Here is a 24,822-nt window from a genome sequence, read left to right as displayed (position 1 = left end):
GGCCCCTCGGCGGCCGGTCCCTGGGCGGCCCGGTCAGCCACAGGTGACCCCCGCGCCCTGCCAGGTGGCGGCGTCGACCATGGTGGCGCGCGCGAACAGCTCGGCCGGGAGCTCCTTGCCGCTCCTGAGCTTGTCGTACATGGCCTGGACGGCGAGCGCGCCGACCTCCTTGCCGTTGATGAACAGTGCGGCCCTCATCCCGGTCGGCTTGCCCGCGCCCCAGTCCTTGCAGGCGAGGTAGGCCCCGAGGCCGACGCCGATCACGTCGTCCGCGCCGATGCCGGCGTTCTGCAGCGCGGTGACGCCGCCGTGCACGTTCTCGTCGTTGCAGCCCCACACCACCCAGTGCTTGACGCCCGCGTTGGCGGTGACGGTCGCGGCGACCTTGTCCTGCGCGCCGGTCGGGGTGTTGTCGGTGGCGACGTCGATGCTCCGCACGCCGGGGGCGGCCGCGTCGAAGGCCTCCTTGGCCGCCTTGACGCGGTCCCCGCAGACGGTGACGTCCTGCTTCCAGGCCGACAGGACCCGGGTGTCGGCCGCCGTCCAGCCGGCCCTGGCGTACTCCTCGGCGGCGCGGCGGCCGACCTCGGCACCCATCTGGGCGCCGCTGAAGCCGATCCGGGGCACCAGGTCGGCCTTGGCGCAGGCGGCCGGGTCCGGACCGGTCGCGCAGACCTGGTCGTCGGAGGTGAGCAGGGCGATCCCGGCGTCCCGGAGGGTACGCACGACCTGCGGCCCGACGGCCGGGTCGGGGACGACGACGATCACGCCACCGGCCTTGCGGGCGACGGCCGCCTGGACCTCGCTGACGGTCTTGTTGGCGTCGTTGCCGAGGTTCACCACCTTGAGGTCGACGCCGAGTTCGGCGGCCTTGGCCCTGGCACCGGCGGCCTCGCCGATGAAGTACTCCTGGTCCCCCTGCTTCTGCAGGTAGGTGATCGAGATCTTGCCGCCGACGGGCGCCACCGAGGCGTTGCCGGTGGTCGTCTCCTGCCCGTCGGAGCATGCCGCGGTCAGGCCGAGCGCCAGCAGGAGGGAGCCTGCCGCGGCGCGGCGGCTGGTGCTTCTGGTCATGGAGGGGGCCACTCCTCATCAAGCAGAATCGAACAGATTTCAACGCGATGTGAAATATCACACTCGATCCTGACGGGTCGTCAAGCCCCTTGACTGCGAAAGGCCCTCTTGAGTGTCGGCTCCGATCGTGACTATGCTGCGTTGCTTTCTGTTTGAAAATGAGACAGAAAGCACCATCGCTGCTCCCCTTCACCAGCGAACCTCATGCGCCCCCACCCGCGCCCCCTGGAGCGCTCATGCGCAGAACCGCGCCCCGTTTCGCGTCCCGGACCCTGCTCGCCCTGTCCCTCGCCGCGTCCGGCCTCGGCACGCTCGCCCTCGGCCCCGCAGCCGCACCCGCCGCGGCCACCTCCACGGCAGCCCCGACGACCGCCCCCACGGCCGTCGACGCGGCCGTCAGCGCAGCCGTCAACGCGGCCGTCACCGTCGAGAACGGACAGGCCCTCACCCCGCCCATGGGCTGGAACTCCTGGAATACCCTCGGCACCGCCGTCACCCAGGAGCAGGTCGTCCAGACCATCGACTTCATGGTCGCCCGCGGCCTGGTCGCGGCCGGCTACGACACCGTCACCGTCGACGACGGCTGGTCACTGGGCCACCGCGACGGCCAGAGCGCCGACTTCGCCAAGACCGCCGAAGGCGCCATGCAGCTCTACGACGCCGACCGCAACCCCGTCAGCGGCACCGACGGCACCGGCCTCGACCTCACCAGCGGACACCTGGTGCCCGACCCGGCACGCTTCCCCTCCCGCACCGTCGGCGGCCGCACGCTCAACGGCATCGCCTACCTGTCCTGGTACGCGCACAGCAAGGGCATGAGGTTCGGCCTCTACGCCACCACCACCTACACCACCTGCCAGGGGCGCCCCGGCAGCCTGGGCCACGAGGGCACCGACGCCGCCGACTTCGTGGCCTGGGGCGTCGACTACGTCAAGTACGACGACTGCCCCTACGGGCCGAGGATCGTCGGCCCCGACGGCCACGACTACTACACCCAGGGCACCGGCCGGGAGCTCACCCGCTCCCTCTACGCCCGCGCCCAGGACTTCCGCCGGGCGCTGGACGCCGCCTCCGCCGCGCAGAACCGGCCCCGGGTCACCCTGAGCGTCTCCGCCCAGCCCGTGCACACCGGCGTCCCGTACCTGCTGGCCGCCGACGACCCGGCCCGCACCGACCCGGTCGTCGTCGCCGCCGGCACGCCCGAGCGCGAGGCGCCCGGCTACGCGCCGACCGGGAAGTGGTGCGGCCAGGTCGCCAACCTGTGCCGGATCGGCGGCGACCGCGGCCCCGACCTGGACGGCGTGCTCTACAACGGCCAGCTGCGGACCGCGCTGGCCTACCCGGGCAACGTCCGACCGGGCAGCTGGAACGACATGGACATGCTGTTCGCGGGCTGGCTGTCCCCCTACGGCGTCTACGGCACCACCGACACCTGCCTCTGCCACAAGCCGATGACCGACGACGAGGCGCGCAGCGAGATGTCGATCGTCGCGATGATGGCCTCCCCGTTCATCCTCGGCGCCGACCTGCGCACCGCGGCCGACTCCCGGCACACCGACCGGGGCGTCACCTGGAGCACCGGCGTCAGCGACACCGCCCTGGCGATGTACAAGAACGCGGACGTCATCGCGGTGAACCAGGACCGCCTCGGCAAGCCGGCCACCCTGGTCGGTGCCCCGCCCGGCAGCGCCACCGCGCCGGTCGTCCTCAAGCGGCAACTCGCCGACGGCGACACCGCCGTCCTGCTGGTCAACCAGGACCCGTCCGGCTGGCAGTACATCACCAGCACGCTCGCCGACCTCGGGCTGACCGGCCCCGGCTACACCGTCAAGGACCTCTGGACCGGCGCCACCGGCGTCTTCACCGGCGCCGTCGGCTCGTGGGTGCCGGCGCACGGCGTCGCGTTCTACCGCCTCCGGGCGCTGCCCACCACCGTCCCGGCCGCGGTCGTCGGCGACGGCCGCTACCACGGCATCGCCGCGGGCGGCACCGGCGGGCAGGCCCTGGAGGTGCGGGGCATGTGCGCCGCGCCGGACGGCTCGACCACCGACATCAACACCTGGTGGGACTGGCACACCTCGGAGCAGTGGACGTTCAGCCCCAACCCCGACGGCACCGTGCACATCACCGACAACTGCGACACGCCCACCCAGGTCCACGGCACGCTGACCGGCGGCAACGGGACCGGCTCGGCCGCCTGGGTGCTCAACCGCTGGGACCCCAACAGCCCGCACCAGAAGTGGCGGGTGCTGCAGAACACCGCCACCGGTGCGCTGACCATCACCAACGTCGCGACCGGGCTGGTCCTGGGCGCCCCGCAGGCCGCGCCGACGTCGGCGGTCGTGCTGAGCACGCCGGACCCGGCCGCCGCGGGACAGGCCTGGACGCTGCTCAACTGACCGGCCCTCCCCGCCTCTGCCCCCGGGTCGCCCTTCGGCCCCGTCCCCCGCCCCCACCTCCGTCTTCCGATCCCGGGCCGACTCCCCCGGCCCGGCCGCCCTTCCGGTTCCCGCACCGCCCTTCGTTCTCTCACCTGGAGGACTCTTGCGCATCCCACCCGGCCGGCCGGGCCGCCGCCTCGCGGCCGCACTGACCGCGCTCATCCTGATGACCGGCGGCGGCGCCCTCACCGTGGGGCTCCAACTCGCCACCGCACCACCGGCCGCGGCCCTCGACAACGGGCTCAACCTCACCCCGCAGATGGGTTTCAACAACTGGAACTCCACCTACTGCGGGGACCAGTTCAACGAGGTGATGATCAAGGGCATCGCCGATCTCTTCGTCGACAAGGGGCTCAAGGCCGCCGGCTACCAGTACATCAACCTCGACGACTGCTGGGCGCTGCCCCAGCGCGACGGAGCGGGCAACCTGGTGCCCGACCCGGTCCGCTTCCCGCACGGCATCAAGGCGCTCGCCGACTACGTGCACGGCAAGGGACTGAAGTTCGGCATCTACTCCAGCGCCGGCGACCACACCTGCGACGTCAAGGGCTTCCCCGGCGGCCTCGGCCACGAACAGCAGGACGCGGACCTGTGGGCGTCCTGGGGTGTCGACTACCTGAAGTACGACAACTGCCACAACCAGGGCGCCGATGCGCAGACCCGGTACCGGACCATGGGCGCGGCGCTGAAGCGGACCGGGCGGCCGATCCTCTACAGCATCTGCGAGTGGGGCAGCACCGGGCCGTGGAACTGGGCGCAGCCGGTGGGCAACTCCTGGCGCACCACCGGTGACATCAGCGACAACTGGCAGAGCATGATCTCCATCGCCCAGGCCAACCAGGGCCTGGCCAACTACGCCAAGCCCGGCGCCTTCAACGACCCGGACATGCTGGAGGTCGGCAACGGCGGCATGACCGGCACCGAGTACCGGACCCACTTCAGCCTCTGGGCGCAGATGGCCGCCCCGCTGATGATCGGCACCGATCTGCGCACCGCGGAGCCGGAGACCCTGGAGATCCTCACCAACAAGGACGTCATCGCGGTGGACCAGGACCCACTGGGCCGGCAGGGCGCCGTGGTCTCCCGGGAGAACGGGCTGGTGGTGATGAGCAAGCCGCTGGCGGACGGCAGCCGTTCGGTGACCCTCACCAACGAGGGCTCCTACGACGCCACCATCAGCACCACCGCGCAGGCCGTCGGCATCGGCGGCGCCGCGTCCTACGCGGTCAAGGACCTGTGGACCAGGCAGACCACGACCAGTGGCGGGGCGATCAGCGCCGTCGTGCCGGGGCACGGCACGGCGATGTTCCGGGTCACCCCGAGCTCGCCGGTCGCCCCGCCCACGGGGGTGACCCGGCTGAGCGACCTTCCGTTCACCTCCGTCTCCAACTCCTGGGGTCCGGTGGAGCGTGACCGCAGCAACGGCGACCACCTGGCCGGCGACGGGACGACCATCACCGTCCGCGGCGCCGCGTACCCCTACGGCCTGGGGGTGCACGCCCCCAGCGACATCGGCTTCCACCTCGGCGGCACCTGCCGCAACCTGGTCACCGACGTGGGGATCGACGACGACGCCTACGGCAACGGTTCGGTGGCGTTCCAGGTCTACGCGGACGGCGTGAAGGCCGCCGACAGCGGACCGGTCACCGGCCGGGACGCGGCAAAACGGCTCACCGCCGACCTCACGGGGGCCCAGGAGCTGCGTCTGGTGGTCACCGACGGCGGGGACGGCACCAGTTGGGACCACGCCGACTGGGCCGACGTCCGGATCGCCTGCGGCAGCGGCCCGGCCGCCGGCACGCACCAGCTGTCCGACCTCGCCTGGTCCGCGGCCGGGAACAGCTGGGGCCCGGTCGAGCGGGACATGAGCAACGGGGGCAACCAGGCCCGTGACGGTTCCGCGATCACCATCGGGACCACCACGTACGCCAAGGGCCTGGGCGTCAACGCGTTCAGCGAGATCGTTTACTACCTCGGCGGCTCCTGCTCCGCGCTCAGCACCGATGTGGGCGTGGACGCCGAGGCGCAGGGCCGGGGCTCCGTCTCCTTCCAGATCTACGCCGACGACACCAAGGTCGCCGACAGCGGACGGATGACCGCCGCCTCCGGGGTGGGACACCTCACCGCGGCGCTGGCCGGGGCCAGCGAGGTGCGGCTGGTGGTGACGGACGGCGGTGACGGCACCAACAGCGACCACGCCGACTGGGCGGCGCCGGTGCTCACGTGCTGACCGGTTGACCGGCGGGCCGGTTGGCCGGTTGGCCGGGGCGGGTGCGGTGCCGGGTGGTCCCCGGCACCGCACCCGCCCGCCGGGCCGACCGCCGGGCCGGCTGCCGGCCGCCGGGCCGTGGTCTCGGCGGTGTCAACGGCTTGACGATCTAGGACGGTTGACCTACGTTGTGGCTCTAGGTCAACTGTCCTACGGCGTCCAAGGGGGATCACCGTGCCTGCTGTGGCGACCCGTGAACAGATCGTCGCGGCGGCCGACCGGCTCTTCTACCAGCACGGCTACGAGCACACCTCCTTCGCGGACATCGCCGGAGCCGTCGGCCTGTCGAGGGGGAACTTCTACTACCACTTCAAGTCCAAGGACGCGATCCTGGAGGCGGTGATCGACGCTCGCCTCGCCGACACCACGCGGATGCTGGAGCAGTGGGAGGCCGAAGCACCCACCCCGGCCGGGCGCATCGCGCGGTACATCGAGATCGTGCTGGCCAACCGCACCGACATCCAGGACCACGGCTGCCCCGTGGGCACCCTGACCACCGAGCTGGCCAAGCTGGAACACGCCCTGCACGACCGGGCCGGCCGCCTGTTCACCCTGTTCCGCACCTGGCTGCGCGAACAGTTCACACAGCTCGGGCACGCCGAGCAGGCCGACGAACTGGCCATGCACGTCCTCGCCTTCAGCCAGGGCGTCGCCGTCCTGGCCAACGCCTTCCACGACGAGGAGTTCATCCGGCGCGAGGTCGACCGGATGCACGACTGGCTGCGCACCTACACCTCCCAGAGATGAGAGAAAGCATGTTCATCGTCCTGCTTCGTTTCTCCGACAACCGAGCCGCCGCCGACCGGCACATGGACGGCCACCAGGAGTGGATCAAGCGCGGTCTGGACGACGGGGTCTTCCTGCTGGTCGGCCGCATCCAGCCGGGCCTCGGTGGCGCGGTCCTCGCCCACAACACCTCGCCCGAGGAACTGCGCAAGCGCGTCGACGAGGACCCGTTCGTCGCCCAGGACGTCGTCACGGCGGAGATCTTCGAGATCGCACCGGGCGTGGCGGACGAGCGGCTCAGCTTCCTGCTGTGAGATCACCGGCCCTCGGCCCGGACGGCGCGGCTCCGCACCTGATCGTTCTCACCGACGGCCGCGGTGCCGCTGCCTCCCGAGGCCGGCGTCCGCCCCGATGTCCGCCCCGGCATCCGCCCGGCCGCCGAGCCGCGCCAACCGCCGGCGCATCCCGCGTATACCGCGGCCCGGTTCGGCGCCCCGGGCGGTCCTCCCCCCGTCGTCGGTGACGGCCGGCCGGGTGGCCTGACCGTCCAGGGTGAGCCGGATCTCCACCCGGGCCGCCCGGCCGTGCCGGCGGGCGTCGGCCGCTGCCTCCCGGGCGGCCCGATAGAGGGTGGTGAGCGTCCCGGCGTCGTGTCCCGACTCGTCCCCGGTGACGGTCAGTTCCACGGTCAGCCGGTCGTCGTCGGGATTCCGCGCGAGGCCGGTGAGCGAGCGGACCAGCGAGAACGGACGGCCCTCGTCCCGCCCGCCCGCCGACCCCCGGACCTCCGCGAGCGCCAGGCCGGCCGAGCGGCGCGCCTGCGCCACGGCCCGCGCCGAAGCCGCCGGATCCAGCGTGCGCAACGTCTCGGCCCGCTCCAACTGCGCACCCAGGAGGGCGAGGTGGCGGCCGAGGCTGTCGTGGACCTCCCGGGCGTGCCGGTAGCGCTCCTCGGCCGCGGACAGCTCGGCGACCCGCCCCGCACAGCGGGCCAGCCGCTCGCGCGACTCCTCCAACCGGGCCCGCGCCTCCTGCTCACGGACCGCCGCCCCGGCCGTCGTCAGGGCCAGCGCCAGGGCGAGGCCGAACATCAGCAGGTCCGACCCGTGGGCCGGCCGCGCCCACCACCCCGGCTCCAGGACGGTCAGGGCGGCCGGCAGCAGCGCGACGCAGCCGGCGGCGCAGCCGAACGCGGCCCGCCGCCCGAAGGCGGGGTACACGGTGAACGGCACCAGCACGAACAGGACCCACGACACCCCGGAGCCGTCCACCACCGCGACCGCCGCGAACAGCACCACCCGCACCGCCAGCAGCAGTTCCGGGGGCAGCGCCGCGGCCGGCGCGCGGCCCGGTCCCGGGGACTCCAGGGCGAGCAGGGCCAGCAGGCCCGCGGCGAAGAGGGCGAGCCGCGCACCGCCGAAATCCCCTGCGGCCACCGCCGCGTGGGAGAAGCCGCCGGCCAGGACCACCGTGTAGAGCACGGGCGGGATCCACCGCACTGCGCGCTGTTCCATCCACCCTCCCCGAGTGCCGACCGGGCCGGTCCCGACCACCGCCGGGGACTGTACCCGCATTCCCGGCCCCCTCCCCTCCCCGGCCGAAAGACAGGCCGAAGGTCATGGGCAGCCCTCGCCCGGCCCTCGCGAACATGTGCAATTCGGCACTTCTTGGCCCCCTCGGCCGACGTCTAGCGTCTTGGGTGTCCGGTTCGGCCGACGGAGGAGGGATCGCCCATGAGGACCAGCTCGATGACGGTGGGTCAGGACGTGCGCCCCGGTGTCCGCCACCGCCACGGCGGCAGCGGCAGCGGTGGCGACGGAGGCGGCAGCGGGGGCAGCAGCGGCAAGGACTCCCGCGCGGCTCGACACGGGAGTCCTCCGGGGCGGCCGGCGTCACCGCTTCATGTAGACGCTGTCCATGAAGTCGACGATCTGCTGGTCCGTCAGGTGCTGGCCCTCGCGGTGTCCCGTCGCCAGGTCCGCTTCGCTGATCATGCCGACCAGCCGGTCGCCGTCGATCACCGGGATCCGGCGGATCTGGTGCTGCTCCATCTTCTGGAGCACGGCGTCGATGCCGTCCTCGGCACGGACGCAGTGCAGGTGGCCGGCCAGTTCCATGGCCTTCGTGGTGGACGGGTCCTTCCCCTCCGCGATACATCGGACGATGATGTCGCGGTCGGTGATGATGCCCTTCAGCCTCTGGTCGTCACCACAGATCGGGAGGGCGCCGACACCCAGGTCGCGCATCATCCGGGCGGCGTCGGCGAGGCTCTCTTCGGCGCCGATGCACTGGGCGCCGGGATGCATGATGTCTCGGGCAGTGGTCACGGTGACTCCTCCTCCGGGTCGTCCCCCGAGCACCGGCTGTTCCGGTCTTCCCACGCTATGCACGCCGCCGACGGTCCGCTAGCGCATCGGGCCCGGGGCTACCCGCGGTCACCGCCCGCCCGGGCTCCGGGCCGGTGCCGGGACCGCGCGCCGGGCCGATACTGGGGGCGTGACGGAGGAGTCCGCCGGGGCGCCGCCCGGCACGACGACGGCCGGCCACGACCTGGTCGACGAGGCGGTCCGGGTGCGGCCGGCCCCGGCACTGCGCCCGTACGTGGCCTGGTACTCGGGCTACCGCCAGCGCGGGCTGCCGCCGGCCCTGCACCGCGGCCTGCCGTCCCCGTACCTGACCTTCATCCTGACCCTGGACGAGCCGATCACCATGGCCGGCCACCCGGATCCGGGACAGCCGCCCGGCCGGTACGCCACCCTGCTCGGCGGCCTGCACACCGCTCCAGCCCTGATCAGCCACGACGGCCGGCAGTCCGGCATCCAGCTCGCCGTCCACCCGCTGGCGGCCCGGGCGCTGTTCGGGCTGCCGGCCGGGGAGCTGTCCGGGCTGGACGTCCCGGGCGAGGCGGTGCTCGGGGCGGCGGTCGCGCACCTCCAGGAGGCGGTCCAGGAGGCCCGCGGCTGGGCGGAGCGGTTCGCGGCACTGGACGGCGCGCTGCTGCGGCTGGCGCGCCCGTCCGGCCAGGTGCCGCCGGAGGTCGTCCAGGCGTGGCACGCGCTACGGCGCAGCGGCGGGGTGCTGCCGGTGGCAGCGCTCGCCCGGGAGACCGGGTGGAGCGGGCGGCACCTGCTGGACCGGTTCCGCCGGGAGACCGGCCTCAGTCCCAAGGCCGCCGCCCGGGTGGTCCGGTTCGACCGGGCCCGCCGGCTGCTGGCCGCGCCCGACCCGGCGCCCCGACTGGCGGAGCTGGCGGCGAACTGCGGCTATGCCGACCAGGCCCATCTGGCCCGCGAGTTCCGCGCGCTGGCCGGGTGTGCACCGAGCGTCTGGCTCGCCGAGGAGGGGCCGGGCGCGGCCAAGTTCCGAAACGTTCAAGGCGGGGCCACCGGGCCCGCGCCAGAGTGGGAGGCATGACGGCGGTCCGGCCCGGTGCCCGTCCGGGGCCGGTCGCCACACGAGCCGAGGAGGTAGCCGCCATGGACACCAGCAGCACGGACACCACGGAGGGCGGCACGGCGCCCGCGCCGCAGGTCTGGCCGAGCCTGCGCGCCCGCGACGCCCGCGCGCTGATCCGCTTCCTGGCGGAGGCGTTCGGATTCGAGCAGGTCGTCGCCTACGGCGAAGGCGAGTTCGTGGCCCACGCGGAACTCGCCTGGCCGGAGGGTGGCGGGGTGATGCTGGGCTCCGACCGGCCGACGCCGGAGGGCGGCGAGCCGTGGCCGGGCGGCCCGGGAACGTTCACCGCGTACGTGGTCACGGCGGATCCGGACGCGCTGCACGCGAGGGCCGTCGCCGCCGGGGCGCGGATCACCGCCGCACCGTTCGACACCGACTACGGATCGCGCGACTTCGCCGCCGCCGATCCGGAGGGCAACCGCTGGTACTTCGGCACCTACCGGGGTGCGCCCCGACCCCCGGCGGGCTGAGCCGTGGGCCCTCGCGACGCATCCGAGGAGGTGCCACCCGAAGACGGGCCGCTCCGGGGCAATCGGTCCGGGGGCGGGCCGCCGGACCGATTGCGGGGCAATCGGTCCGGGGGCGGGCCGCCGGACGGGCCGGCGGCGGTGGAGCGGCTGCGGGCCGTCTGCCTGGCGCTGCCCGAGGTGGAGGAGCGGGTCAGCCACGGCGAACCGACCTGGTTCGCCGGCGCCGGCCGCCGGGCGCGGGTGTTCGCGATGCTCTCCGACCACCATCACGACGACCGTCTTGCGTTCTGGTGTCCGGCGGCCGCCGGAGCGCAGGAGTTCCTGATCTCCGAGGAACCGGAATGGTTCTTCCGGCCGCCCTACGTCGGCCACCGGGGATGGGTCGGCGTCCGCCTCGACGTCACTCCGCTCGACTGGGAGCGGATCGAGGACCTGGTCGCCGACGCCCACGCCCTGGTGACCGGTCGAGCACCTTGACAATATTTTTAGGTCATATGACCTACTTTTGCTCCATGATCCCTTCCCCGGACGCCGGCGTCCTCGCTCCCGCCACCGCCACCGCCACCGCCACCGCCGACACGCTGACCCACGACCCGCAGGGGCCGGTGCTGCTGGTCGGCGGCTACGGGACGGTCGGCGCCGAGCTCGCCCGGCTGGTGGCCGCCGAGGACCCCGTCCTGCTCACCGGCCGCTCCGTGGAACGGGGAGCGGCACTCGTCCGCGAGCTCGGCGGAGCCCCGCACGCCGCGGTCCGTCGCTGGGACCTCGCCGACCCGGAGCCGTTCGAGGCGGCGGTCCGGGCCGTCGTGGGCGTGGTCAACGATCCCAACGACCGGGTGCTGCGGGCGGCGGCCGCCGGCGGCGTGCCGTACGCCGACGTCACCCGCTGGACCGTGCGGCTCCAGCGCGCCGCCACCGTGACCGCCCTGCTGCGCCCCACCGCACCGGTGCTGCTCTCCTCCGCCTGGATGGGCGGCGTCGTCAGCCTGGTCGCCGCCGCGCTGGCGGAGCGGCTCGGCGGCGCGGACCGGGTCGAGACCGCCATCCGCTGGGACCTCGCCGACCGGGCCGGCGCGGACTCGGTCGAGTTCATGGACCGGCTGGGGCTGGACTTCGAGGTCGTCCGCGAGGGAAGCCGCCGCACCGTGGCCCCGCTCGGCGACGTGGGCACCGTCCTGATCGGCGACCGTCCCACCCGGGTGGCCCGGATCGACACGCCCGAGCAGTTCAGCCTGCCGCTCACCCTCGGCACCGGCACCGCCACCACCCGGATCGGCTTCAGCTCCGGTCTCAGCACCCGGGCCCTGCTGGCCGCCAAGCACACCGGCTTCTTCCGCTGGGGCCGGGGCGAGCGCTGGCAGTCCGCCCGCCGCGCCCTGCTGTACTCCCCCGGCGACGGCGGCACCGCGCTCCTGCGGATCGACGTCACCCGTGGCGACCGCACCCTCGCCGCCGTCGTCGAGGACCGCGCCGGCCAGGCCCACCTCACCGCCGTCGGCGGCCTGCTCGCCCTGCGCCGCGCCCTCGGCACGGACGGCTCGGCACCGGCCCCGGCCGGTGTCTCCTTCCCGGAACAGACGCCCAGCCCCTCGCAGGTCCCGGCCGCCCTCGCCGCCCTCGGCGTCACGGTCGACATCCGCCCCGCCACGGGCTTGAATGCTGCCGCATGAGCACCACACCCGGCGCCGGCACCCCGGCCCACCCCGCCCCGCCCGCCCCCGCCGGAACCGCCGGTGCGCCCCCGGGGCGGGCCCCCGGCCCGAAGGCGGCGCGGATACGCGACACCGCCCCACCCGACACCCCCGGCGCCGACCGGGCCCCCGCCACCGCGCCCTCAGGCCCTGCGCGCGGGCGGAAGGGGACGGAGCGGCGGGAGGCCCTGCTGGACGCGGCGGAGGGCGTGCTCGTCGCCGAGGGCGGGCCGGAGCTGACGATGCGGGCCGTGGCGGCGGCGGCCGGGGTGCGGCTGGGCCACCTCCAGTACTACTTCCCCACCCACGCCGACCTGGTGGCGGCCGTGCTGCAGCGCGTGCTGCGGCGGTCGGCGGAGCGGTTGGCCCCGCTGCTCGGCGCCGACGCCCCCGCCTCGGCGGTGGTGGAGGCGCTGCTGGCGGAGCAGGAGGACGCCCGGCTGGTGCGGCTGTTCGCCGAGCTGTGGGCCCTGGCCGCCCGGGACGCGGCCGTGGCCGGTGCCGTACGGGCGTTCTACGACGACTACCGCGAGCAGGTGGCCGCGTTCCTCGCCCGCCGCCGCCCCGGGTTGCCGGAGGCCGAGCGGCGGGCCCGGGCCGGGGTGTTCCTGATGCTGGTCGAGGGCGCCTCGCTGTTCCGCTCCGGGGTGGCGGGCGAGCGAGCGCCGGACACCGACGAGACGCTGCTCCGCACCGCGCTGGACCTGATCGGGCCGTGACCCGCGCGGCCCGGAACGGCTCGCGCCGCGCCCCCGCCGCGGGCAGACTGGCCGCAACGGACCCGGCCCGGCCCAGCTCGGCCCGGCCAGGACGCGCGCAGCCTCGGAGGCGGCGATGCCGCAGATGGTGGTCGACGGGCGCACCCTCGCGCTCTCGCACCTGGACAAGGTGTACTACCCGCAGACCGGCACCCTCAAGGGCGAGGTGCTGCGCTACTACGCGGCCGTCCACGCCGCGGTGCTGCCCCATCTGCACGACCGCCCGGTTTCCTTCCTCCGCACCCCGGACGGCGTGGCGGCCGAGGTCTTCATCGCCAAGAACCCACCGCCCGGGACACCCCGCTGGGTGCGCACGGTCGAGGTGCCGAGCAGCAGCGGCGAGCTGCGCCAGGTGGTGCTGGAGAGCGGCGCCGCCCTGCTCTCGCTGGTGAACCTGGGGTGTCTGGAGCTGCACGTGCCGCAGTGGCACGCCGTTGCGCCCGGGCTGGCGGACCGGCTGGTGCTGGACCTCGACCCGGGTACCGGCGCGACCGTCCTGACCTGCCGCACGGTGGCCGGGATGCTGCGCGAGCGGCTCGCGGCGGACGGCCTGGAGGCCTGGGTGAAGACCTCCGGGGGCAAGGGCCTGCACCTGCTGGTGCCGTTGGAGCCGACGCCGAGCGCGCAGGTCTCCGCCTACGCCAAGCAATTGGCCGCCGAGCTGGAGACCGCCCACCCCGACCTGGTGGTGCACACCATGGCGAAGGCCCGCCGGACCGGCCGGGTACTGGTCGACTGGTCGCAGAACGCGGCGAAGAAGACCACCGCCGCCCCGTACACGGTGCGGGCGCAGCAGCGGCCGACGGTGTCGGCCCCGCTCTCCTGGGCCGAGCTGGACGAGGCCGGTTCGGCGGAGGATCTGGTCTTCACGATCGCCGACGTCCCCGAGCGGCTGGCCGCGCACGGCGACCTGTTCGCGCCCCTCCTCGACCCGGCACGCGCCCGTCCGCTGCCCACCGCCACCCCACCGGGCCCGGCCCGCCCCACCGGACCGTCCCGGCCTTCCCGACCGTCCCGTCCGTCCCGCGAGGAACCGGCGGCGGGCCGCGCCGAAGCGCCCCCGCCGACGCAGACGCCGCGCCCCGCCCCCGTCCCCGCCCCCGCCCGGGACCCGGTGGTCCTGGAGCCCCCCGTGGAGGTGATGCGCCCGGCGGCGGTGCCCGCCGTGCCGCCGGCGGACGGCCTCGGCGGCTCAGGCGTGGTCTACGAGCTGAAGCTGGACGGCTTCCGCTGTGTGGCCTTCGCCCGCGGTCCGGAGCGTCCGCCGTTCCTCCAGTCCCGCTCCGGGCGGGACCTCACCACCGAGTTCCCGCCGATCGCCGCCGCCGTCGCCCGGCTGCCGGCCGGGCTGGTGCTGGACGCGGAGCTGGTCGCCTGGCGCGGCGGGCGGTTCGCCTTCGAGGAACTGCTGCGCACCCGCCAGGCCAGGGCCGCCGACGACGTGGCGCTCGGGCTGGTCGCCTTCGACGTGCTCGCCCTGCCCGGCCGGGACGTCCGGGGGCTGCCGCTGGCCGACCGCCGGCGGCTGCTGCTGGCGGCGCTGGCCGACGTCCCGCCCCCGGTCCAGGCCGTGCTGGCGACCACCGACCGGGCCGAGGCGCTGACCTGGATGGAACGGCTGGCGGACACCGGGGTGGAAGGGCTGGTCTGCAAAGCGGCCGGCTCGACGTACCGGGCCCGCGGCGCCGGGCGGGTCTGGGTGAAGTACCGGCGCGGCGACACCGTGGACGCGACCGTGCGCGCCGTCACCGGGCCACCCGCCCGGCCGAGGGCGGTGGTCCTGGAGCTGGACGACGGCCGGGTCCTGCTCTCCTCGCCCCCGCTGTCGCCGCCGCAGTCCCGGCAGGTCGCGGAGGCGGCGGCCGGACGGCTCGGCGCACCCGTCCACGATCCGCAGTACGGCTCCGTCCGCCCGCTCGGCACCCCGCTGCGCGCCGAGGTCACCGTGACCGGACGGCCCCCGACGGCGCTCTTCGTCCGGCTGCGCGGCGACTGAGCCCCGCCCGCGCTCCGGGCCCGCACGTCCGGAGCCACCCACCGCACCGGAGCCACCCACCGTGACCCGACACCGAGGGAACGCCGCCATGGAGCCCACACCCAGCCCCGGAGCCATCGACCCGCACGGCGGCGCGCCCGTCCACGCGGTCGGCCGGATCGGCGTCGACTTCCGCTCCGAGGCCCGCCGCGACGGCTTCCGCCGGCAGCTCGGCGAGGCCGCCCCCGACGGGCCTCCCCCGGACCCCGGGGACGTCCGGCAGCTGTACGACCACCTCGTCCGCCACCCCTGGGCCGCGTCCCGGCTGACCTGGACGCTCTCTCCCGACAGCACCCCCGTCTACGCCCTGGAGGCCGAACCCGCCGTGGCGATGGACTGGTCCGGCCCCCTGCCCGACCCCGAACCGGGCGGGAGCGCGGAGGAACGGCTCGCGCTGCTGCGCCGGATCGCCGCCGCCCCGCCGGTGCACCCCGTGCACCGGGCGCTGCGCGACGCCCTGCTCGGCCAGTCGCTCCCGGCCGGGGACCCGGGCCGCATCGGCCGCCTCACCGTGCCCGGACGGCTCACCGACCGCTCCGCGCAGCTGTTCTCGGGCGAGGTCGTGCCGGTGGTCCGGGTGAGCTCGGTCGGGCTCGCCCGCTGGGCGGAGACCCCGCTCATCACCGCCGCCGTGGCAGCCGTGCACGCCGCGGAGGAGCAACGCCATCACGACCACGTCCACGACCACGACCGGCTGACCGAGCACGTCCGCGCGCTGCTCGCCAGGGTCTACCACCACCTCCGCAACCCGGGCCGGAGCGCCGCCGAACGGGCCCTGAACCACGCCGTGACGGAGTCCTTCGTGAGCGGCGGCCTGCTCGGCGAGGGCCCGCTCTCCGCCGCCCTGGTGCCCGGCGGCCCCGAGGATAGCCCGGCCCCGCCCGGCCTCTACACCCTGGAGACGATCACCGTCGCCAGGACGCCGCACTGCCGGGCGGGCTCCGACTGCCAGGACGTCATGATCCGGTTCTCCGACCCGGCCGACGGACGACGGTCCCCCGTCACCTACGTCCACACCGTCGACGTGAGCGACGAGCTGCCGGTCAGCCTGGCCCCGGTCCACCGTTTCCTCGGCTGACCTCCCCGACCCCGCCACCACACGAGCCACCGCCCAGGACCGCCGCAGGCCGCCGACCGGAGCATGCGCTCCCCCAAGAAGACGAGGACCGCTCAGGACGGGCGCGGGCCGCCGGCCCGGCCGGCCTCGTCCGGCGCCGCCACGTGGCGGGAGGGGGCCGCCTCATGGGCGACCGGCCAGGGCGGGTGCGGGCCGCCGAGGGGGTGGGTGTGGGCCAGCTCCGTCACCAGTGCCTCGTTGAAGGCCGGGAGGTCGGCCGGCTTCCGGCCGGAGAGGAGCACGCCGGGGCCGTCCCGGCAGACGTGGACCGGCTCGTCGACCCAGAAGGCGCCGGCGTTGACCAGGTCGGTGCGGATGCTCGGCCAGGAGGTGAGGGTGCGGCCGCGCACCGCGTCCGCCTCGATGAGCGTCCACGCACCGTGGCAGATCACCGCGACCGGCCGGCCGGAGGCGGCCAGCTCGTGGACGAACGCGACGGCCGCCCGGTGCAGCCGCAGCGCGTCGGGGTTGGCGACACCGCCCGGCAGGACGAGTGCGTCGTAGCCGGCCGGCTCCGTCACGCCGACCACGTCGTCGACCGGGAAGGTGTCCGCCCGGTCCAGGTGCCGGAACGCCTGGACGCGTCCGGGCCGGGTGGACACCAGCCGCGGCGTGCCGCCCGCCTCGGCGACGGCCTGCCACGAGGAGGTCAGTTCGGCCTGCTCGACGCCCTCGGGCGCGACCAGGAAGGCGACCGTGCGGCCGGTGAGGGCGACGAACTCCACCCGGTTCACCCCGGCCGCCGCCCTCCCCGGCCGGCCGCCGCCACTCGCGCGTAGTGCGCGTCCAGCGCGGCGCGGCCCTCCTGCGACAGGCCGTGGACGGCCGGCTCGCGGCCGGCCCGGTCGATGGCGGCGGGCGGCGGCGCCGAGCGCACCCGGGCGCGCGGGCAGTCGAGGTGGACGACCAGCTCCAGGTGGTCGATCCGGGCGACCAGCCCGACCGGCACCAGGATCGGGGCGCCCGGCACCCACGGCCGGGTGTCCACCAGCAGGTGGTCCCCGGCGTCCTGGTCGACGTGGCCCAGCGGGCCGTCGGTCGCCTCGACGTCGTAGCCGACCAGCGTCAGGTCGGCGGCATGGTGGGAGCCCGGACGGTACTCCCACAGATCGGTGGTCATCACAACTCCGGGTGGTCACATCTCCGGGTAGTCCCACGGCCGTCGTTCGCGGCGGTCCGGACGGTCACGGCGCTCGTCCCGGCGGCCGCCGTCCGTGGGCTCCCCCGGCCACCCGCGGCTCCGCGGCTCCCGGTACCCGCCGTCCAGCAGGTCGTCCGCCGTCTCCGCGCCGCCGCGCCGACGGTGGTGCAGCACGGCCGAGAGTCCGGCCGCCAGCGCGACGCTGCCGACCCACACCACGGCCGCCGCGATCGCCATGGTCGCGGTGGGCTTGCGCACCGCGATGCTGAGGCAGATCGCCGACATCACCAGTGCCGTCATCAGCACACCGACCGGCACCCGGCGGCCGAGGCCGCGCAACGCGCTCCCCAACCGGCTCGGGCGTTTGGCACCCATGGTGCTCAACCGCCGGTCGAGCCGGGTGTCCCGGCGCAGCTCACCCTCGATCTCGGCCAGGAGCCGACGCTCCCGTCCGCTCAGCGCGGGTCCGTCCATCTCGGTCACCTCCGGCACTTCCGGTGACGACGTCCTCCCGTCCGGGCGAGTGCCCGGCGGGGTGCGGGCTAACCGCTCCGGCCCGCGGAGGCGGTCGAAGCGGTCGGACGGCGGTCACCGAACGCCCGGGGGCGGGCGAGCAGGCTGTCGTCCAACGCGCGCAACAGGGCCGCGGCGTCACGGTGCACCTCGACGGCGCCCGCCGCCCGCAGCTCCGGTGCGGTGGCACCGGTGCCGAGCACGGCGACGCAGGCCACCCCGGCCCGGCGCGCGGCCCGGACCTCGGACACGCTCCCGGCGACGAACACCGCGTGCGCGGGCTCGCCGTCCACCAGGTCGAGCGCGGCCCGGACCGGGTCGTGGCCGGGATCGGTCACGACGAGCGCGGGCGCCTCGGCCGGCCCGGGGGCGGTCAGCACCACGGTCCACCCGCGGGCGGCGCACTCGCGCGGCAACGCGGCGGAACCGCGTGGCGTTCCACGCCAATCGGCTCCGAAGAGTGCCGCCGAGATGACCGTCATGGCCCACCGTTCCCGTTCCGCACCACCTACCGGGCGCGCCCTTCCAGGTTAGGCCCGCGCCCCTCACCCCGCCCCCCGCCCACCCGGGGCGGGGGCGCGGACACGCCGGGCCCGGTGCGCTCAGGCGGTGGACTCCACGACCTCGACAGACTTGGCGGCCTCGACGGACTCGGCGGACTCGGCGGGCCAGGGGTCGGTGGCGAGGCGGGCGTGGAGGTGCTCGTCGTGGTAGAGGCCGTCGCCGAAGCGGAAGGAGGCCCGGAGGGTGCCTTCGAGGGGGAAGCCGCAGCGTTCGGCGACGCGGCAGGAGGCCGGGTTGCCGACCGCGTGGGCGAGCTCGATCCGGCGGGCACCGGCGGTGTCGAAGCCCCAGCGGGTGATCGTTCGGGTGGCCCGGGTGACGACGCCGCGGCCGCGGGCGGCCGGGAGCAGCCAGTAACCGACCATGGCGAGGCCGTCGGCGCGGTCGGTCCAGCGCAGGGCGATGGTGCCGAGCAGGTCGGCGTCGGCGGCGTCCAGGATCGCGAAGTAGCCGAGGCTGCCGTTCTCCCAGCCGGCGGCCCAGCGGTCGATGGACGCCTGCGCCTGGACCAGGTCGGAGGCGCGCAGCGGGTTCCAGAGGGCGATCTCCGGGTCGGCGGCGGCCTCGGTCAGCCGTGCCACGGCGCCGCCCCGCACCTCCAGTCCGGGGCCCCAGGGGCGCAGCGCGAAGTCGCCCAGGTCGAGGGTGACCGGGACGAAGGCGCGGCCGTCCGCGGGCGGTTCGGTCATGGGTGCGGTGGCCGGGGTGGTGGCAGGTGCGGTGCTCATCCGGTCTTCCTACCTCCGGGCCGTCCTGCCCGGCAACGGATTTACCGCCGACGGAGGACCGGCGCGAGCTGCGGGCGCGGACGCCGTCGCGGTGCGGCGCGGCGCGACGGCGGCCCCCGGTGGCCGGGCCCGGGGCCGCCGCCGCGCCGGTGGCGGCGGCGCCCCGGTGGCGTCAGATCCGGGCGAGGTAGCCGTGGTCCACGAGCCAGAGCACGTTCAGCCGCTCCGGGCCGCCGGGGACGAGCGCGGCGTCCAGCTGGTACTGCAGGCCGTAGCCGGGCTGGCCGAACCAGGGCGCGATCGGTCCGGCGTGCACCCGGAGGGGCTTCAGCACCTTGTAGTCGTGGTAGTTGCAGCTCGCGGCCGGGTTGCTGTCCAGGCTCTGCGGCGGGATCGAGCGGCTCGCGTAGGGCAGGCCCTCGGGGGCGAGGAAGGAGCCGTACTCGCTGCCGTAGCGGTCGATCCGCTGGTTCGGGTAAAGGGTGATCTCGAACTCGACCGGGGTGCCGTCGGGCAGGGTGACGTAGCCGTTGGCGGGCGGGTATATCCAGCCCGGGCTGCCGTTGTTGGCGGTGGGGCTGTGGTAGGTGGCCAGGAACTTGTCCTCGGCGAGGCCGCCGGTGCGGTGGTAGCCGATCAGCTCGCGGCCGACCGTGCCCGTGGTCGGCAGGTCGGCGGGGCCGAGGCGGGGGTCGCCGTGGAAGTCCGCCGTGGAGCACTCACCGGACGGGGTGGCGGCCGCCCCGGCGGCGAGGGCCGGGGTGGTCGGGGCGAGCAGGGCGACGACCGCGGCGAGCGGCACGGCGAACAGGCGAAGGCGCACGTCTTCTCCGTCGTGAGGTGATGGCGATGGGGGGCGGGCCGGAGCGCGATCCGTCACCCTCCGCGTCCGGGCCGACACCAGGCAAGCGGATCATCTGACCATGCGTCAATAAGAAGAACCCGCAACGGATCCGGATCCCCCGGTTTCGGCCAACCGCGCACGCCAGGCGTCGGGGGCGCGCACACTGGAGGGTCGCGCCCCCAGCCTCGGACCCGGCGCAGCCGCCGCAACCAGCGGCGGACCGCGCCGGAGCCGCCGGACAACGCATCAGTTCCATTGACAGCCGCCCGGGCCGGCCCGATCCTCGCCGATACGGCCCGGCCACCGGCCACGGCCGCCCGACGACCGGGGGTGGTCAGCGATGACGGACCAGTGCGCCGCGCGGCGGATGCCGACGTCGATCCGGCGGGCGGTCGTGTGCGTGTGGATCCACGCCGTGCTCAGCGGCTGCTCGGGCCTCCTGCTGCTCGGGGCCCTCGGCCGGAACCAGGGCGACGAGGTCGCGCTGGTGCGCTTCGTCGCGATGACCTCCGTCCTGCTCGCCCTGCTGCTCGGCACCTGCGCGGGCCTCGCCTCCCGCCGGGCGGCCTGGACCAGGACGACGGTGGTGGTGATCGAGGCACTGTCCGTCGCCGCCGGCGTGCTGCTGCTGGTGACCGGCTCGTTCGCCGCGCTGACCGGCATCGCCCTGGGCGGCTTCGTGCTGCGGGCGTTCCTGTCCGCCGACGGCCGCGCCTGGTTCAGCGACTAGGGTCGGCCGGCAGACCTCCGTCGTCCGCTCGCAGGGCGAGCCGGGCGGCACGCGGGCGCGTGCATCACGAGGCGGAGGCGGGGGCACCTCCCGGCCGAAAGCTGGAAGCGCGCGGGCCGACGCGCCGACCGGCAGACGGGAGCACGACGACGGACCCTGAGCTTGTCGTTTAACGTCCGGCTTCGAACAGACGGGACCGGTGATCACTCGTTCGGGTGTTCCCGGGACGGCGATGCGGCCTTCGCATGATCCTGAACTCGACCAAGAGGCACAGGACTTGATGCGAAGGCCGCAGTGGTGAGTGTGCTGGAACAGGGTGTGCGGGGCGAGCCGTTCGCGGAACTGTCACGCTTCCGGGGGGTCTTCTACGACTGCCTGACCGGACGGACGTCGTGGACGGCGGTGCTGGACGCGGTGCGGCTGGAGCCCGGCGCCGAAGTCGCGGCCGTCACCGCCGCCCAACTCCGCGACGTGGTAGCTCGGTTGATCACTTCGGGGCAGTGGACGGCGGGTGATCCGGAGGTTCTGGTGGTGATGGACGCCGGCTATGACGCCCCGCGCATCGCGCACCTGCTCGGTGACCTGCCGGTCCAGGTCCTGGGGCGGCTCCGCTCGGACCGGGTGATGCGCCGCCCGGCGCCGACCCGGGCCGAGTGGCACGCGGCGAACCCGGCCGGTGGCCGGCCGCCCAAGCACGGTGGTGTGTTCGTCTTCGGCGACCCCGCCACCCGGGGCGACGAGCAGGTGGTCACCACCACCGAGACCCGCCGCTACGGCACCGCCGTGGCCAGGGCCTGGGACCGGCTCCACCCCCGGCTGACCCGACGGGCGGCTTGGCTGGACCACGACGGCGAGCTGCCGCTCCTCGAAGGCACGGTGATCCGCCTGGCCGTCGAGAAGCTGCCCAGCGGCGGGGTGAACCGGCCGGTCTGGCTCTGGTGGTCGCGCACCGGCGCCGGCCCGGCCGACGTCGACCGCTGCTGGCAGGCGTTCCTGCGAAGGTTCGACCTGGAGCACACGTTCCGCCTGCTCAAGCAGACGTTGGGCTGGACCCGGCCCCGCCTGCGGGACTCGGCGGCGGCCGACCGCTGGACCTGGATCATAATCGCCGCACATACTCAGCTCCGCCTCGCCCGCCCGCTCGTCGCCGACCTTCGCCACCCCTGGGAGAAGCCGGCGGAACCGAACAAACTCACCCCCGCCCGTGTCCGACGCGGGTTCAGGAACCTCCGCGCGAAGGCCCCCACACCAGCGCAAGCACCGAAACCTACCCGCCCCGGACCAGGCCGACCGCCCGGCTCGAAAAACCAGCGGCCCGCCACCCGCCACGAGGTCGGAAGAGTCCTGGCCACCGGCGAGGCATACGCCCGACCCGCCCATCACCAAAAGGGCACCAAACCACGACGAACCACGCAGGCCGCGGCGAGGCAACTCGACTGAATCTGGGCCGCTTCTTTCGGTGTCACAGCGATCGGGCAAGCTATGGGTCCATGATCGAGCCCCCACGCATCGGTGTCAGTCCGGTGATCGCGCCCGTGGCCGAGTCCTGGCGCCTCATCGACGGCTGGCTGGCGGAGCACGCACCAGCCAGCCGGGCCGCGCTCCGCCCGCCAGCGTCGCCCGAGGCGATCGACCGGACCGAGGAACAGCTCGGCTTCACGCTCCCCGCCGATTTGCGCGAGTCGCTGCGGTGCCACGACGGGGACAGCTCCTACCTGGGTGTTCTTCCCTGCGGCCCTCTGTACTCCACTGAGAGGATCCTGGAAATCCGCGACATGCGGATGAGCATTTGGGATGCCGATGACCCGGACCAGCGCGACGAACCGTGGTGGGGGACTCTGTGGGTACCGTTTGCGGGAAGCGATGGCGATGAGCACTTCATCGACGCGGGACCCGGTCTGTGGCGCGACCATCTCGGGCGCGCCGCCCACGACGACTCCGCCTGCTTCCTCGGCTGGCCGAGCCTGGCAGCCTGGCTCCACTGCGTCGTGCAGGCGATGCTGCACCACGACAACCGCAGTCGCTTGGAGCCGGTTCACCAGCCGATGCTGCCCGGCGACGGAAGAGTCGACTGGTAGACCGGCGTGCAAGCTGGTTAAACGTCAAGTTCAGCTTGTCGTTTAACGACCTCGTCGGGCGAGATCGATGAGGGACGCTGTCGGGCAGCAGAGCCAGTACAGGAGCCGATTCAGCACCACGTAGTAGTGGAAGCTGACCCATCCGTTCTCCTTGTCGACGATCAGGGGTGCGCCGTCCCGGTAGACGTAGCGGAGGTACCGGCGGCGGATCGGTTCTCCGGCGATCAACAACACCGGCGAGGCCGCGATGATCCCCACATAGATCAGGGCCCTGCTGGCGATCAGTCTGGCCGGTTCGTCGATGCGCATGACGGCAGTGTGCCGGGCCTTGGTCGTCGTGTCAGCTTGATCGTCGGGGTTTGGTGCCCTTCTGATGATGGGCGGGCCGGGCGTATGCCTCGCCGGTGGCCAGGACTCTGCCCACCTCGTAGCGGGGGGTGGGCCGCTGGTTCTTCGAACCCAGCGGCCGCCCCGGGCCGACGCCGGTCTGCTGTCGAAGGGCTCACAGGGCGGCCACGGATGCCGGGGCCCGGGTCGTCCGCCTGGAACGCGCGTGGGAACGAACGGGGGCCGCCGGCACACGGCTTCCGCGGCAACTCGCTGCGGAACGGTCTGCTGACACCCGGCGGCCGGGCTGCCCGCCCGAACGCCTCGGTCAGCCGACGTGCACGTCCACCGTGGTGAAGCCGAGCGAGCGCAGCAGTTGTTGGAGCGCGTCCCTGGTGTTCTGCTCCGCGCGCTGCAGCAGGCCTGAGGACTGCGCGGCGTTCTGGATCCGCTGGGAGGCCAGCTGCTCCACCTGCTGCTGGTTGCCCGGGTTGCCGGAGAAGAAGTCGCTGATCCGGTCGAACAGACCGCGCTCCTGGGAGTAGACGTAGGACAGCTTGGGGTCCAGCGCCACCTGCCCCAGCTCGGCGTGCGGCAGCGAGATCGTGGCGCTGCGCCGGTCGGCGGAGACCCATACGCCGGAGCCGGGGACCTTGCCGAGGTCCACGTAGGCCTCCACGCTCCCGGCCGCCACGTACAGCGTCCGGCGGCCGAGCAGGCCCGAGGGCAGGAAGACGGCCTCGCGGTCGAGGTCGACCACCAGCTGGAAGTTGCCGCTCGCGGCCGTGTAGCGACTCATGTCCTGGATGGACCTGAGCAGCACCGGCTGGCTGCGGTCGGTGGTCTTCTCGGCAAACGGGTTGGGCAGGCCCGGCAGCAGGTGGAGCGAGGCCGCGGCGACCAGGACCGCGGCGAGCGCGGCAAGAGTGATCGGCAGGCTGACGTACCAGGGGAGCCGGCGGCGTGCGGGCACGGGTGCGGGTGCGGGTGCGGGGTCCTGGGTGTCCGGAGTGGCTCTCCGGCGGGAGTGGCGGAACACGGCGATCTGCCTCCTTCGGGGTGAACTTCACTGACTCGTAGGTCATATGAGCGTCCGTTGGCCCGCCGGACCGGGTTCCCCGAACCGGGCGGCCAATGCTTTCGGGGGACTGGCTGTTTGGACTCGCGTGAGCGGGAATCCGAATGACGGGACCGGACCCGCCACTCCGGGCCGTGGTCAAACCGAAGGAGGAGCGGTATGAGCATCTGGATCGTTCTGGTAGTGGCCGTGCTGGCAGCCGCGGCGGCCCTCGCCGTGCTGCTGCCGCGGCTGAACACCCGTCGGCTGCAGCAGCGGTTCGGTCCGGAGTACGACCGGACGGTGCGGGCGCACGGCGGCCGCACCAGGGAGGCCGAGCACGAGCTGGCCGACCGGCTGCGACAGGCCCGGAAGCTGGCGCTCACCCGGCTGCCGCAGCGCCGCGCCGAGGAGGTCGGCAACCAGCTCGCCGCCCTCCAGGAGCTGTTCGTCGACGACCCCGCCCGCTCGCTGGACGAGGCCGTGACCCTGCTCGACGGCACGCTCGACGAGATCGGCTTCCCGGCCGAGAACCGGCTTGCCGTGCTCTCGGTCGACCACGCCGCCCTGGTGCCCGGCTACCGGTCCGCGCGGCAGGTGCTGGAGCGCAGCCGGTCGGAGCGGGTGGGCACCGAGGAACTGCGGACGGCGCTGCTGGCCGTGCGCGACCTGTGCCGCGAGGTGGCCCGCTCCGGCGGCGACGAGGAGGGGAGGACGGCCCCTGCCGGCAACTCCACCGCTGCCATCCGCCACTCCGGCCCGCGCCACGTCACCCGATGACGCCGACGACCCCACGAAGGAGA

Annotated in this window: 24 protein-coding genes and 3 pseudogenes; 16 read left to right on the top strand and 11 right to left on the bottom strand. The window is 74.2% G+C overall.

Annotation, left to right across the window (positions count from 1 at the left end):
- Nucleotides 1–33: 33 nt before the first annotated feature.
- Nucleotides 34–1,074, bottom strand: coding sequence for a substrate-binding domain-containing protein (locus tag ACF1AK_RS10215; RefSeq protein ID WP_391498305.1), 1,041 nt, complete (start codon nt 1,072–1,074; stop codon nt 34–36).
- 236 nt (nt 1,075–1,310) lie between these two features.
- Between ACF1AK_RS10215 and ACF1AK_RS10210 the strand changes: the two genes are divergently transcribed.
- From ACF1AK_RS10210 to ACF1AK_RS10195, 4 genes are all read left to right on the top strand, one after another.
- Nucleotides 1,311–3,473, top strand: a complete 2,163-nt coding sequence (locus ACF1AK_RS10210; RefSeq protein ID WP_391498304.1) for a hypothetical protein — start codon at nt 1,311–1,313, stop codon at nt 3,471–3,473.
- Between the two features lie 208 nt (nt 3,474–3,681).
- The gene (locus ACF1AK_RS10205) at nt 3,682–5,745 is read left to right on the top strand and encodes an NPCBM/NEW2 domain-containing protein (RefSeq protein WP_391498615.1); all 2,064 of its coding nucleotides are present in this window, start codon (nt 3,682–3,684) and stop codon (nt 5,743–5,745) included.
- A gap of 222 nt (nt 5,746–5,967) precedes the next feature.
- The gene (locus tag ACF1AK_RS10200; protein ID WP_391498303.1) at nt 5,968–6,531 is read left to right on the top strand and encodes a TetR/AcrR family transcriptional regulator; all 564 of its coding nucleotides are present in this window, start codon (nt 5,968–5,970) and stop codon (nt 6,529–6,531) included.
- 8 nt (nt 6,532–6,539) lie between these two features.
- Entirely contained in the window at nt 6,540–6,824 is a 285-nt protein-coding gene (locus ACF1AK_RS10195; RefSeq protein ID WP_391498302.1) for a YciI family protein, read from the top strand.
- Nucleotides 6,825–6,872: 48 nt separating this feature from the next.
- Here ACF1AK_RS10195 and ACF1AK_RS10190 read toward each other — a convergent pair whose 3' ends face one another.
- On the bottom strand, nt 6,873–8,024 hold the full coding sequence (locus tag ACF1AK_RS10190; protein WP_391498301.1) for a histidine kinase: 1,152 nt from the start codon (nt 8,022–8,024) through the stop codon (nt 6,873–6,875).
- A 378-nt stretch (nt 8,025–8,402) separates the two neighbouring features.
- Complete coding sequence (locus ACF1AK_RS10185) at nt 8,403–8,837, bottom strand: CBS domain-containing protein (protein ID WP_391498300.1); 435 nt, start codon at nt 8,835–8,837, stop codon at nt 8,403–8,405.
- A 169-nt stretch (nt 8,838–9,006) separates the two neighbouring features.
- On the opposite strand from ACF1AK_RS10185, the gene ACF1AK_RS10180 reads away from it, so the two are divergent.
- The 8 genes and pseudogenes from ACF1AK_RS10180 to ACF1AK_RS10145 all read left to right on the top strand — a co-directional run bounded on the left by ACF1AK_RS10180 (nt 9,007) and on the right by ACF1AK_RS10145 (nt 15,998).
- Complete coding sequence (locus ACF1AK_RS10180; RefSeq protein WP_391498299.1) at nt 9,007–9,924, top strand: helix-turn-helix domain-containing protein; 918 nt, start codon at nt 9,007–9,009, stop codon at nt 9,922–9,924.
- 62 nt (nt 9,925–9,986) lie between these two features.
- A complete protein-coding gene (locus ACF1AK_RS10175) occupies nt 9,987–10,436 on the top strand; it encodes a VOC family protein (RefSeq protein ID WP_391498298.1) in 450 nt (149 codons plus the stop codon).
- A 138-nt stretch (nt 10,437–10,574) separates the two neighbouring features.
- Nucleotides 10,575–10,913 (top strand): MmcQ/YjbR family DNA-binding protein, encoded by a 339-nt coding sequence (locus ACF1AK_RS10170; protein WP_391498297.1) that lies wholly within the window; start codon nt 10,575–10,577, stop codon nt 10,911–10,913.
- 128 nt (nt 10,914–11,041) lie between these two features.
- Complete coding sequence (locus ACF1AK_RS10165) at nt 11,042–12,106, top strand: saccharopine dehydrogenase (protein ID WP_391498614.1); 1,065 nt, start codon at nt 11,042–11,044, stop codon at nt 12,104–12,106.
- Nucleotides 12,103–12,846 (top strand): TetR/AcrR family transcriptional regulator, encoded by a 744-nt coding sequence (locus ACF1AK_RS10160; protein WP_391498296.1) that lies wholly within the window; start codon nt 12,103–12,105, stop codon nt 12,844–12,846. Before ACF1AK_RS10165 ends, ACF1AK_RS10160 begins: the two co-directional genes overlap by 4 nt.
- Nucleotides 12,847–12,961: 115 nt before the next feature.
- A pseudogene (gene ligD / locus ACF1AK_RS10155) lies at nt 12,962–13,840 on the top strand (non-homologous end-joining DNA ligase); the annotation flags it as partial.
- Between the two features lie 186 nt (nt 13,841–14,026).
- Nucleotides 14,027–14,881, top strand: a complete 855-nt coding sequence (locus ACF1AK_RS10150; protein WP_391498613.1) for a hypothetical protein — start codon at nt 14,027–14,029, stop codon at nt 14,879–14,881.
- Between the two features lie 88 nt (nt 14,882–14,969).
- Entirely contained in the window at nt 14,970–15,998 is a 1,029-nt protein-coding gene (locus ACF1AK_RS10145; protein ID WP_391498295.1) for a hypothetical protein, read from the top strand.
- A gap of 212 nt (nt 15,999–16,210) precedes the next feature.
- Here the strand turns inward: ACF1AK_RS10145 and ACF1AK_RS10140 are convergent.
- The 6 genes and pseudogenes from ACF1AK_RS10140 to ACF1AK_RS10115 form a co-directional block, all read right to left on the bottom strand.
- A pseudogene (locus tag ACF1AK_RS10140) lies at nt 16,211–16,762 on the bottom strand (type 1 glutamine amidotransferase domain-containing protein); the annotation flags it as partial.
- A gap of 5 nt (nt 16,763–16,767) precedes the next feature.
- Entirely contained in the window at nt 16,768–17,157 is a 390-nt protein-coding gene (locus ACF1AK_RS10135) for a PRC-barrel domain containing protein (protein ID WP_391498294.1), read from the bottom strand.
- Between the two features lie 15 nt (nt 17,158–17,172).
- Nucleotides 17,173–17,661 (bottom strand): hypothetical protein, encoded by a 489-nt coding sequence (locus ACF1AK_RS10130; protein WP_391498293.1) that lies wholly within the window; start codon nt 17,659–17,661, stop codon nt 17,173–17,175.
- 59 nt (nt 17,662–17,720) lie between these two features.
- Complete coding sequence (locus ACF1AK_RS10125) at nt 17,721–18,071, bottom strand: HAD family hydrolase (protein ID WP_391498292.1); 351 nt, start codon at nt 18,069–18,071, stop codon at nt 17,721–17,723.
- 222 nt (nt 18,072–18,293) lie between these two features.
- Complete coding sequence (locus ACF1AK_RS10120; RefSeq protein WP_391498291.1) at nt 18,294–18,983, bottom strand: GNAT family N-acetyltransferase; 690 nt, start codon at nt 18,981–18,983, stop codon at nt 18,294–18,296.
- Nucleotides 18,984–19,155: 172 nt separating this feature from the next.
- Nucleotides 19,156–19,806 carry a TNT domain-containing protein gene (locus ACF1AK_RS10115; protein WP_391498290.1) on the bottom strand — a complete coding sequence of 217 codons (651 nt, stop codon included), beginning with the start codon at nt 19,804–19,806 and terminating at the stop codon, nt 19,156–19,158.
- Between the two features lie 361 nt (nt 19,807–20,167).
- Here ACF1AK_RS10115 and ACF1AK_RS10110 point away from each other — a divergent pair, with 361 nt between their 5' ends.
- From ACF1AK_RS10110 to ACF1AK_RS10100, 3 genes and pseudogenes are all read left to right on the top strand, one after another.
- Entirely contained in the window at nt 20,168–20,557 is a 390-nt protein-coding gene (locus tag ACF1AK_RS10110) for a hypothetical protein (RefSeq protein WP_391498289.1), read from the top strand.
- Between the two features lie 378 nt (nt 20,558–20,935).
- A pseudogene (locus tag ACF1AK_RS10105) lies at nt 20,936–21,997 on the top strand (transposase); the annotation flags it as partial.
- 50 nt (nt 21,998–22,047) lie between these two features.
- Entirely contained in the window at nt 22,048–22,635 is a 588-nt protein-coding gene (locus ACF1AK_RS10100; protein WP_391498288.1) for an SMI1/KNR4 family protein, read from the top strand.
- 42 nt (nt 22,636–22,677) lie between these two features.
- Here the strand turns inward: ACF1AK_RS10100 and ACF1AK_RS10095 are convergent, their stop codons facing one another.
- A complete protein-coding gene (locus tag ACF1AK_RS10095; RefSeq protein ID WP_391498287.1) occupies nt 22,678–22,944 on the bottom strand; it encodes a hypothetical protein in 267 nt (88 codons plus the stop codon).
- Between the two features lie 346 nt (nt 22,945–23,290).
- Nucleotides 23,291–24,001 (bottom strand): DUF4230 domain-containing protein, encoded by a 711-nt coding sequence (locus ACF1AK_RS10090; RefSeq protein ID WP_391498286.1) that lies wholly within the window; start codon nt 23,999–24,001, stop codon nt 23,291–23,293.
- Nucleotides 24,002–24,199: 198 nt separating this feature from the next.
- Between ACF1AK_RS10090 and ACF1AK_RS10085 the strand changes: the two genes are divergently transcribed.
- On the top strand, nt 24,200–24,799 hold the full coding sequence (locus ACF1AK_RS10085) for a hypothetical protein (protein ID WP_391498285.1): 600 nt from the start codon (nt 24,200–24,202) through the stop codon (nt 24,797–24,799).
- The last annotated feature ends 23 nt before the right edge of the window (nt 24,800–24,822 follow it).

The sequence above is a fragment of the Kitasatospora sp. NPDC015120 genome, from assembly GCF_043080305.1.
GTDB lineage: Bacteria > Actinomycetota > Actinomycetes > Streptomycetales > Streptomycetaceae > Kitasatospora.
This window is presented reverse-complemented; position numbering and strand designations above follow the sequence as displayed.

Excerpts from the sequence above, each read along its gene's own strand:
- ACF1AK_RS10215 (WP_391498305.1), bottom strand. The coding sequence starts at position 1,074 with ATGACCAGAAGCACCAGCCGCCGCGCCGCGGCAGGCTCCCTCCTGCTG.
- ACF1AK_RS10210 (WP_391498304.1), top strand. The coding sequence starts at position 1,311 with ATGCGCAGAACCGCGCCCCGTTTCGCGTCCCGGACCCTGCTCGCCCTG.
- ACF1AK_RS10205 (WP_391498615.1), top strand. The coding sequence starts at position 3,682 with ATGACCGGCGGCGGCGCCCTCACCGTGGGGCTCCAACTCGCCACCGCA.
- ACF1AK_RS10195 (WP_391498302.1), top strand. The coding sequence starts at position 6,540 with ATGTTCATCGTCCTGCTTCGTTTCTCCGACAACCGAGCCGCCGCCGAC.
- ACF1AK_RS10190 (WP_391498301.1), bottom strand. The coding sequence starts at position 8,024 with ATGGAACAGCGCGCAGTGCGGTGGATCCCGCCCGTGCTCTACACGGTG.
- ACF1AK_RS10175 (WP_391498298.1), top strand. The coding sequence starts at position 9,987 with ATGGACACCAGCAGCACGGACACCACGGAGGGCGGCACGGCGCCCGCG.
- ACF1AK_RS10160 (WP_391498296.1), top strand. The coding sequence starts at position 12,103 with ATGAGCACCACACCCGGCGCCGGCACCCCGGCCCACCCCGCCCCGCCC.
- ACF1AK_RS10150 (WP_391498613.1), top strand. The coding sequence starts at position 14,027 with ATGCGCCCGGCGGCGGTGCCCGCCGTGCCGCCGGCGGACGGCCTCGGC.
- ACF1AK_RS10145 (WP_391498295.1), top strand. The coding sequence starts at position 14,970 with ATGGAGCCCACACCCAGCCCCGGAGCCATCGACCCGCACGGCGGCGCG.
- ACF1AK_RS10135 (WP_391498294.1), bottom strand. The coding sequence starts at position 17,157 with ATGACCACCGATCTGTGGGAGTACCGTCCGGGCTCCCACCATGCCGCC.
- ACF1AK_RS10120 (WP_391498291.1), bottom strand. The coding sequence starts at position 18,983 with ATGAGCACCGCACCTGCCACCACCCCGGCCACCGCACCCATGACCGAA.
- ACF1AK_RS10110 (WP_391498289.1), top strand. The coding sequence starts at position 20,168 with ATGACGGACCAGTGCGCCGCGCGGCGGATGCCGACGTCGATCCGGCGG.
- ACF1AK_RS10100 (WP_391498288.1), top strand. The coding sequence starts at position 22,048 with ATGATCGAGCCCCCACGCATCGGTGTCAGTCCGGTGATCGCGCCCGTG.
- ACF1AK_RS10095 (WP_391498287.1), bottom strand. The coding sequence starts at position 22,944 with ATGCGCATCGACGAACCGGCCAGACTGATCGCCAGCAGGGCCCTGATC.
- ACF1AK_RS10085 (WP_391498285.1), top strand. The coding sequence starts at position 24,200 with ATGAGCATCTGGATCGTTCTGGTAGTGGCCGTGCTGGCAGCCGCGGCG.